The sequence below is a fragment of the Cupriavidus sp. 01T418 genome (genome assembly GCF_056398885.1).
Map to the genome: position 1 here is coordinate 1 of NZ_JBFTQG010000176.1, position 454 is coordinate 454.

General features: G+C 71.3%; 1 protein-coding gene. It reads right to left on the reverse strand.

Translation table 11 applies throughout. The features are described from left to right. On the reverse strand, nt 1-454 hold a 454-nt coding region (locus AC1DQ3_RS36785; RefSeq protein ID WP_477124991.1), incomplete at both ends, for a hypothetical protein.

A 454-nucleotide genomic window follows, 5' to 3' on the forward strand; every position in this document is an offset into this window, starting at 1 on the left:
GCGCAGGCGGCGGGCGTAGGGCAGATTGGCTTCCCCGTCCCGGCGTGGCACGGCGTCGCGAATAGCGTCGCGAATGGCGGCCAGTTCCACGGAGAGCGCCTTGAAGGCCGGCTCGCGGCGCAGATGGCTTTCCRTGGCGCCCGAGAGCAGGGACAGCTCGCTCAGGCTGAGGCCGGGCCGCTGCTCGTGCAGGCGGCGGGCGTAGGCCAGATTGGCTTCCCCGTCCTGGCGCGGCACGGCGTCGCGAATGGCGGCCAGTTCCACGGAGAACGCCTTGAAGGCCGGCTCGCCGCGCAGTTGGTTTTCCATGGCACCCGAAAGCAGGGACAGCTCGTTCAGGCTGAGGCCGGGCCGCTGCTCGTGCAGTCGGCGGGCGTAGGGCAGACTGGCTTCCCCGTCCCGGCGCGGCACGGCGTCGCGAATGGCGGCCAGTTCCACGGAGAGCGCCTTGAAG